General features: G+C 65.2%; 6 protein-coding genes. 3 read left to right on the top strand and 3 right to left on the bottom strand.

What is annotated here, in order from left to right; genetic code table 11:
- On the top strand, positions 1 to 908 hold a 908-nt coding region (locus ACQ3DC_RS14310; protein WP_430752533.1), incomplete at its 5' end, for a DUF222 domain-containing protein.
- A 126-nt stretch (positions 909 to 1,034) separates the two neighbouring features.
- Here ACQ3DC_RS14310 and ACQ3DC_RS14305 read toward each other — a convergent pair.
- From ACQ3DC_RS14305 to ACQ3DC_RS14295, 3 genes are all read right to left on the bottom strand, one after another.
- Positions 1,035 to 3,389: an FdhF/YdeP family oxidoreductase gene (locus ACQ3DC_RS14305; RefSeq protein ID WP_430752532.1), complete on the bottom strand. Its 2,355-nt coding sequence runs from the start codon at positions 3,387 to 3,389 to the stop codon at positions 1,035 to 1,037.
- A 137-nt stretch (positions 3,390 to 3,526) separates the two neighbouring features.
- Entirely contained in the window at positions 3,527 to 4,147 is a 621-nt protein-coding gene (locus tag ACQ3DC_RS14300) for an MBL fold metallo-hydrolase (RefSeq protein WP_157239846.1), read from the bottom strand.
- A complete protein-coding gene (locus ACQ3DC_RS14295; protein ID WP_157239844.1) occupies positions 4,147 to 5,247 on the bottom strand; it encodes an S-(hydroxymethyl)mycothiol dehydrogenase in 1,101 nt (366 codons plus the stop codon). The genes ACQ3DC_RS14300 and ACQ3DC_RS14295 overlap by 1 nt, the downstream gene beginning before the upstream one ends.
- Positions 5,248 to 5,731: 484 nt before the next feature.
- Between ACQ3DC_RS14295 and ACQ3DC_RS14290 the strand changes: the two genes are divergently transcribed.
- Both ACQ3DC_RS14290 and ACQ3DC_RS14285 read left to right on the top strand, forming a co-directional pair.
- The gene (locus ACQ3DC_RS14290) at positions 5,732 to 7,102 is read left to right on the top strand and encodes an MFS transporter (protein ID WP_430752531.1); all 1,371 of its coding nucleotides are present in this window, start codon (positions 5,732 to 5,734) and stop codon (positions 7,100 to 7,102) included.
- 60 nt (positions 7,103 to 7,162) lie between these two features.
- Complete coding sequence (locus tag ACQ3DC_RS14285; protein WP_157239841.1) at positions 7,163 to 8,416, top strand: aminopeptidase P family protein; 1,254 nt, start codon at positions 7,163 to 7,165, stop codon at positions 8,414 to 8,416.
- Positions 8,417 to 8,523: the final 107 nt, after the last annotated feature.

Below are 8,523 nucleotides of genomic sequence, written 5' to 3'. Positions count from 1 at the left end.
AACAACGCCACGCCCAAGGGGTTTCGGACCGGCGGGTCGAATACCGGCCCGACCAGGACGGGATGGCCTGGCTCTCCGCCTACCTGCCCGCCCACCAGGCCACGGCCCTCTGGAACAAGCTCACCGCGCTCTCCCGGGCCGCGCAGGGACCGAACGAGCACCGCACCCTCACCCAGCTCCGGGCCGATAGTTTCGCCGAAGGGCTCCTCAACAGCGGCAACACCAGCGGCGTTACCGGTGCAGCCGGTGCCGGCGACGGCGGCGAGGGAACCGGTCCAAACCAAGCGCCAGTCCGGGCCGAGGTGCTGGTCACCGTGCCCGTGTTCTCCCTGCTGGGCCTCACCGAGGAATCGGCCATGCTGGACGGGTACGGACCCATCCCGCCCTCCATGGCCCGGGACCTCGTCGCGGCCGGGGCGGATTCGTTCCACCGCATCCTCGTGGACCCGCGGGACGGGGCGCCGCTGGAAATCGGCCGCACCAGCTACCGGGTCACCAAAGCCATGCGGAACTGGCTCAGGCTAAGGGACGGAAAATGCCCCTTCCCCGGCTGCAACAACCACTCCCTCGACAACGAAGCCGACCACCTCCTCGCCTGGCACAACGGCGGCACCACAGGAGTCTCGAACCTCGGCCAGCCCTGCCCGAAACACCACAAACTCCGCCACACCAGCGGCTGGAAACCCACCCCGGCAACAAAAACCGCACCACCCGGCTGGACCTCACCCACCGGCCGCCACTACACAAGCGAACACCAGGACTGGGAACCACCCCACTGGCCCCACCAAGTAAGGTCCGTCTCAGGCGGGGCAGGGTCCGTGGCCGGCGGGCCGCCGGACTTTGCTTACGTCGGCCTCTCCCCGGGAGAAGAAGCCCTGGAACGGCTCCTGCACGCCCCGCCCGCCTGAAGGGATACGGGTGGTGGCTGAATCTTCAAAGCCGGACCAACCCGCCCGGACAGAAAAGCGACGGCGACATCCGGCACGTGCCGAATATCGCCGTCGTCGTCAATGCCTGTAAACGCAGGCGCGGAACTACACCGCTGCGGCAGGCTCCAGCTCCTCTGACGAAACCTGCCCGGCCTCTTCAGCCAGATGCGGGACGAAGCGGACGAACATGGCCTTGAACCCGGGGGTGTTGGAGACGCGGGCAACGTTTTCCTTGTGGACCAGTGCGTTGGCTTCGGGGAAGTACGCGGCGGCGCAGCCCTTGGCGGTGGGGTAGGCCACCAGGCGGAACTTGTCCGCCTTGCGGTCGTGGCCGCGGAAGGTGCTGACCACGTCCACCAGGTCCCGGTCCTTGAAGCCCAGTTCCACCAGGTCCTCGGGATGCACCAGGATGACGCGGCGGCCGCCCGAGATGCCGCGGTAGCGGTCGTCCAGGCCGTAGTAGGTGGTGTTGTACTGGTCGTGGCTGCGGATGGTCTGGAGCACAAGGTGCCCGTCCGGCGGGGTGAGGTATTCGAGCGGGCTGACGGTGAACCGGCCGCGGCCAATGTCGGTCTTGAAGGATCGGGTGTCGCGCGGCGGGTTGGGCAGCACGAACCCGTTCTTGGTCCGGATGCGGGTGTTGAAGTCCTCGAAGCCGGGCAGGACGCGGGCAATGTGGTCGCGGATCACGTCGTAGTCCTCGGCCATGGCCTTCCAGTCCACCGAATGGTCCGGGCCGAAGGTTGCTTCGGCCATGCGGGCCACGATGACCGGCTCGGAGAGCAGGTGCTCTGAGACAGGCTGGAGCCTGCCCTGGGTGGAGTGGACCACGGACATGGAGTCCTCCACGGACAGGAACTGGGCGCCGTTCGGGTGCTTGTCGTCCTTGTCCGTCCGGCCCAGCGTGGGCAGGATCAGCGAGGTGCGCCCGTGCACGATGTGGGAGCGGTTGGGCTTGGTGGAGATGTGCACGGTGAGGCCAATCCGCTGCATCCCGGCTTCCAGCGTTTCGGTGTCCGAGCAGGCCAGCGAAAAGTTGCCGCCCATGGACACAAACACGTCCACCTCGTCGCGTTCAAAGGCTTCCATGGCTTCGACGGCGTCGTAGCCATGGTGCCGCGGGGACGTGATCCCGAACTCGGTATCCAGCGCTTCCAGGAGCCATTCCTTGGGTTTCTCCCAGATGCCCATGGTCCTGTCGCCCTGGACGTTGGAGTGCCCGCGGACGGGACAGGCGCCGGCGCCGGGCTTGCCGAAGTTGCCCTGGAGGAGCAGGACGTTGACCATTTCCTTGATGGTGTCCACCGAGTGCGGCTGCTGCGTCACGCCCAGGGCCCAGCAAAAGATGGTGGCCTTGGACTTGATGAGCATTCCGGCCACGGTTTCGATCTGTTGGCGGGACAGGCCGGTGGCCTTCTCGGTCTCCGCCCAGTCCAGCTCCCGGCGGGCCTGGCGGTAGGCGTCGAACCCGTCCGTCTGCGCCTCCACAAAGTAATGGTCGACGACGGTCCCCGGGTTGCGTTCTTCCTCTGCCAGGAGGAGGTGGCCGAGGGCCTGGAACAGGGCGAGGTCGCCGCCCACCTTGATCTGCAGGTACTCATCGGCCAGGGGCGTGCCGCCGCCCACCACGCCGGAGACGGTCTGCGGATCCTTGAAGTTGAACAGGCCGGCCTCGGGCAGCGGATTGACCGCCACTACCTTGCCGCCCTTGTCCTTGCATTCCTTCAGCGCGGACAGCATGCGGGGATGGTTGGTTCCGGGATTCTGCCCAACGACGAAGATCAGCTCGGAATCATGGATGTCGTCCAACGAAACGGTGCCCTTGCCGATCCCGATGGTCGGGTTCAGTGCGGACCCGGAGGACTCGTGGCACATGTTGGAGCAGTCCGGCAGGTTGTTCGTGCCGATGGCCCGGGCGTAGAGCTGGTACATGAACGCGGTCTCGTTCGCGGTGCGCCCGGAGGTGTAGAAGACGCAGCGGTCCGGAGTTGAAGCCCGGACGTGTTCTCCGATCAGCTCGAATGCTTCGGCCCAGGAGATCGGCGAGTAGTGGGTCTCGCCGGCGCGGATCACCATCGGCTCACTCAGCCGGCCCTGGTTGCCCAGCCAGTATTCGGTCTTGGTGGAGAGCTCGGCGATGGAGTGCTTTGCCCAGAACTCGGCACCAACTGTGCGGAGGGTGTTTTCCTCGGCCACGGCCTTGGCACCGTTCTCGCAGAACTCGGCCGCCTTGCGCTTCTTGTCCGATTCGGGCCACGCACAACCGGGGCAGTCGAAACCGCCGCGCTGGTTCAGCCGCAGCAGGGAGTGTGCCGTACGCGCGACCCCGGCCTGGGCCACGGCGCGCTCCAGCGCCACCATCACGGCCTTGACTCCCGCCGCCTCAACCTTGGGTTTGCGGACCTCCAGGTCGTCCTCATTGATGTCCGCGACGGGGGCGGGCTGTTTCCCGAACTTCATTGTCCCAACTTCCTTGCCGGCATTCGTCCTGCTCTTGCTGCCGTGCTCGTGCTTGCTGACTGCAGGTGCTCGTGGCGCCATGAAGGCGCGCCAGGCTTTCCCGGCGCGCCTGTTGGCACCTTAGTTGATTTCGACGGCTACTGCGCGATCCCCGCCAGGGTTTCCTGCTCCGCCGCGATGGTGGTGTTGTCGCCGTGTCCGGTGCGGACCACCGTCTCCGGCGGGAGGGTGAGCAGCCGTTCGCGGATGGAGGCCAGGATGGTGGGGTAGTCGCTGTAGGACCGCCCGGTGGCGCCGGGGCCGCCGTTGAACAGCGTGTCGCCGGTGAAGACGGTCCCTTCGCTCTCCAGGTAGAAGCAGGTGGAGCCGGGGGAGTGCCCGGGGGTGTGGATCGCCCGGAGGGTTGCCCCGCCCACCTGGAAGAGGTCGCCGTCGTTCAGTTCCCGGTCCGGCTTCGTGTCCGGGTAGACCTGTTCCCAAAGGACCAGGTCCTCGGGGTTGAGGTAGATCGGGGCGTCGACGGCGTCGGCGACCTCGCGGGCGGCGCCGATGTGGTCGTTGTGGGCATGGGTCTGCAGGATGGCAAGGACCTTCCGGCCCCGGACCTGGTTGATGATCGCGGACGCGTCATGCGGGGAATCGATGATCACGCATTCTTCGTCGTTGCCCACGATCCAGACGTTGTTGTCGACGTCCCAGGTGCCGCCGTCGAGGGAAAACGTGCCCGAGGTGACCAGGTTCTCGATCCGGACGCCCATCAGGAACCCGCCACCGGCAGTTCGACGACGGAGCGGAGGACCTTGCCTTCGTGCATTTTCTCGAACGCTTCCTCCACCTGGTCGATGCTGATGCGCTCGGAAACGAAGGCGTCCAGGTCCAGGTTGCCCTGCTTGTAGTGGGAGACGAGCATCGGGAAGTCGCGGGAGGGAAGGCAGTCGCCGTACCAGGAGGACTTCAGCGATCCGCCCCGGCCAAAGACGTCCAGCAGCGGCAGTTCCAGCTTCATGTCCGGCGTCGGGACGCCCACCAGCACCACGCGGCCGGCGAGGTCGCGGGCGTAGAACGCCTGCTTGTAGGTTTCGGGACGGCCGACGGCGTCAATCACCACGTCGGCTCCGTTGCCTCCCGTGAGGGCGCGGATGGCCTCGATGGGGTCCTCCTTGCTGGAGTCGATGCCGTGCGTGGCGCCCAGCGACTTGGCCATGTCCACCTTGTTCGCGTCAATGTCCACGGCGATGATCGTGGTAGCGCCCGCCAGCTTGGCGCCGGCGATCGCGGCGATGCCCACGCCGCCGCAGCCGATCACCGCTACGGACTCGCCCCGCTTTACCTCGCCGGTGTTGATGGCGGCGCCGATGCCTGCCATCACTCCGCACCCCAGCAGCCCCACGGCGGCAGCATCAACCTCGGGGTCCACCTTGGTGCACTGTCCCGCGGCAACGAGGGTCTTCTCGGCGAAGGCGCCGATGCCCAGGGCAGGGGAGAGCTCGGTGCCGTCCTCGAGCGTCATTTTCTGGGTGGCGTTGGCGGTGTTGAAGCAGTACTGCGGCTGGCCCTTGGCACAGGCACGGCATTCGCCGCAAACGGCGCGCCAGTTCAGGATCACCCGGTCACCGGGGGCGATGGATGTGACACCGTCACCCACGGCGGACACAACACCCGTGGCTTCATGGCCCAGGAGGAAGGGGAAGTCATCGTTGATGGCGCCCTGCTTGTAGTGCAGGTCCGTATGGCAGACGCCGCAGGTCAGGATGTCAACGAGCGCCTCACCCGGTCCCGGATCCGGAACCAGGATGGTCTCCACTGACACCGGAGCGTTCTTTTCCTTGGCAATGACGGCCTTGACTTTGTGAACCATGTTTCCTGTGTTCCTTTCGTTGGCCGGACGAAAGTTCCCGGCCCGACTATCAATTCTAGGAGCTGCGGCACCTCCGGACGGCTACCCAAAGGGGTGGGCGGGAGCCCCCAAAGGGGTGGTTGGCGCCGCTCGATCCTCCCGGCATCTCCCGAATCAATTGCGTATTACACAACGCGATGCGTATAGCGCTTACACGAAATATGTCAGTCGCCTTGTGGGGTGTCAACAGCACGGCCTGGCTGCCACGCGCCGCGCGCTTCACGCCAGCATAGGCCAGCACGCACCCTTCGCTGCAACCTTATTGCATGTGAGGCAACGTGCTCCTGGAAGTCAGCCTCAAGACCCAGGCCTTAGCAACCTTCCGTACCAGCCGAGGGTGCAAAGAAATTGCCCTTTCCGAAAACCATTGACTGTGGCCGCCGTCACGCCTATTCTGGTGCAACAGCGTTGCGCTGAATGCAACCACAAACACTTTGGTGGATACATGAGTAACGAAACTTCTTCCCCCGCCCGTGAGCGGGAAGCTGGCCCGGAGTCGAATGGAACCCCGTCCAGCAACTCCACTCCTGCTGACAATGCCGTCAGCAAGGAAACGCGCCGCCGCGTCATTGCGGCCAGCTTCATCGGCAACTTCGTCGAATGGTTCGACTACGCGGTCTACGGCTACCTGGCCGTCACTATCGCATCAGTCTTCTTCCCGGAATCCAACCCGCAGACCGGGCTCCTGCTGACCTTCGCCCTGTTTGCCATTTCATTCCTGGTGCGGCCGCTCGGCGGCTTCGTCTGGGGCCACATTGGCGACAAGGTTGGCCGGCGGACAGCCCTCTCGCTGTCGATCCTGATAATGTCCGGAGCAACTTTCTGCATCGCGCTGATTCCCGGATACGGCACGATCGGAATCTGGGCTCCCATCCTGCTCCTGGTCATCAGGGTGATCCAGGGCTTCTCTGCCTCGGGCGAGTACGCGGGAGCATCGGCGTTCCTGGTGGAGTACGCCCCCGCCAACAAGCGGGGCCTGTATGCCGCGGTTGTTCCCGCCAGCACCGCAGCCGGCCTCCTGCTCGGTTCACTGATCGCCGGGCTGCTGACCACGCTGCTCGCTGCCGACGCGATGCAGAGCTGGGGCTGGCGGCTGCCGTTCCTCCTGGCCGCCCCGATGGGCCTGATCGGCCGGTACATCCGGACAAAGCTCGAAGACACCCCGGTGTTCCGCGATCTGGAGGCCCAGGACCACGCTGCCAAGGCGCCCGTCTCCAGCCTCTTCCGCAACCACTGGCGGCAACTGCTCCAGGCCGTCGGGGCCGTCCTGCTCAACGCCGTCGGCTTCTACGTGATCCTCAGCTACATGCCCACCTACCTGTCCTCGGAACTGGGCCTGGGCGAGACCGAATCATTCCTTGCCACGACCATCGCGCTGGTCACCTACATCGGCTTCATCTTCCTCACCGGCATGCTCTCGGACCGGTACGGGCGCAAGAAGGTACTGATCACCGCATCAGTCGCCTTCATCGTCCTGACAGTTCCTGCGTTCGCACTGCTCGGGACCGGCAACTTCCTGGTGATCGTCCTGATCCAGATCCTGCTGGGCGCCATGCTCACCCTCAACGACGGCACGCTCCCCAGCTTCCTGGCTGAAATGTTCCCCACCCGGGTCCGCTACAGCGGCTTTGCCGTCAGCTTCAACCTCTCCAACGCCCTCTTCGGCGGCACCGCCCCGTTCATGGCGACGCTCCTCATCGCCGCAACCGCAAACGACCTGGCGCCGGCCTGGTACCTCGTCGCTGCCGCCGTCGTTTCGCTCATCGCCGTGGCACTCTCCAGGGAAACCTGCAAAGAGCCGCTGCGGCACGAATAACTTCCGTCCCTACCGAACCACCTGCACATCGAAAATGCACCAGAGAAAGGCATCGCCACGATGACCATCACCACCGAGAACGCCACCACCGTCGCCGAACTCGAGCGCACCAAGATCCTCAAGAACGGCGAGAAGGTCAGCCTCACGTTCTCCGACGCCGAGTTCGAACGCCGGCTCGCGGGCCTCCGGCGGATCATGGCAGAGAAGGAACTGGACGCCGTCGTCCTCACCAGCTACCACTCCATCAAGTACTACTCGGACTTCCTGTTCACCACCTTCGGCCGTTCGTACGGCATGGTGGTCACCAAGGATGACACCGTCACCGTTACCGCCAATATCGATGCCGGCATGCCTTGGCGCCGCAGCTACGGCGACAACATCGTCTACACGGACTGGCGCCGGGACAACTACATCTTCGCCATCCAGGAAGTCCTGCGGACCCGCGGCATCAACCCCCGCCGCCTCGGCGTCGAGGATGACTCGCTCCCGCTGGACAACCGGAACAAGATCCAGGCAGCCTTCCCGTCCGCAACCCTGGTGGACGTGGCCCAGGCCGCCATGCGCCAGCGCATGATCAAGTCCGCCGAGGAAATCGAGGTCATCAAGCACGGTGCCCGGATCGGCGACCTGGGCGGCGAAGCCATCCGCAACGCCATCACCGCCGGGATCACCGAGTACGAGGTCGCGCTGATCGGTACGGAGGCCATGGTCCACGAGATCGCCCGGACCTTCCCCGACTCGGAAATCCGTGATACCTGGGTCTGGTTCCAGTCCGGCATCAACACCGACGGCGCCCACAACTGGGCCACCACCCGCAAGATCCAGGAACACGACATCCTGTCCCTGAACTGCTTCCCCATGACCTCCGGCTACTACACCGCCCTGGAGCGCACCCTGTTCTACGGCGAGCCGGACGCCCGGTCCCTGGAGCTGTGGAACATCAACGTGGAAGTCCACAAGCGAGGCCTCGAACTGATCAAGCCCGGCGCGGTCTGCAAGGACATCGCAGCGGAACTCAATGAGATCTACGTCGGGTATGGACTCCTGGCCAACCGCACCTTCGGCTACGGACACTCCTTCGGCGTCCTCAGCCACTACTACGGCCGGGAAGCCGGGCTGGAGCTCCGCGAGGATATCGACACCGTCCTGGAGCCGGGCATGGTGGTCTCCATGGAGCCGATGATCACCGTCCTTGACGGCCAGCCGGGCGCCGGCGGCTACCGCGAGCACGACATCCTGGTGGTGGGCGAGGACGGCGCGGAGAACATCACCAAGTTCCCGTTCGGCCCCGAGTACAACATCATCGGCGCCTAGCCTTCCAGGAACGAAACCCGGAAGCGGCGCCACCCCCGTGGCGCTGCTTCCGGCCTCCCTTAGGGAATGATGGGTACCACCATGAGTGCAGCAGAATCCGAGACCAC

It is taken from the genome of Paenarthrobacter sp. NEAU-H11, from assembly GCF_050573415.1.
In the GTDB taxonomy this organism is placed as follows: domain Bacteria; phylum Actinomycetota; class Actinomycetes; order Actinomycetales; family Micrococcaceae; genus Arthrobacter.
This window is presented reverse-complemented; position numbering and strand designations above follow the sequence as displayed.

Bases quoted from the DNA above. Each gene is read 5' to 3' on its own strand.
- ACQ3DC_RS14305 (WP_430752532.1), bottom strand. From the start codon at position 3,389: ATGAAGTTCGGGAAACAGCCCGCCCCCGTCGCGGACATCAATGAGGAC.
- ACQ3DC_RS14300 (WP_157239846.1), bottom strand. From the start codon at position 4,147: ATGGGCGTCCGGATCGAGAACCTGGTCACCTCGGGCACGTTTTCCCTC.
- ACQ3DC_RS14295 (WP_157239844.1), bottom strand. From the start codon at position 5,247: ATGGTTCACAAAGTCAAGGCCGTCATTGCCAAGGAAAAGAACGCTCCG.
- ACQ3DC_RS14290 (WP_430752531.1), top strand. From the start codon at position 5,732: ATGAGTAACGAAACTTCTTCCCCCGCCCGTGAGCGGGAAGCTGGCCCG.
- ACQ3DC_RS14285 (WP_157239841.1), top strand. From the start codon at position 7,163: ATGACCATCACCACCGAGAACGCCACCACCGTCGCCGAACTCGAGCGC.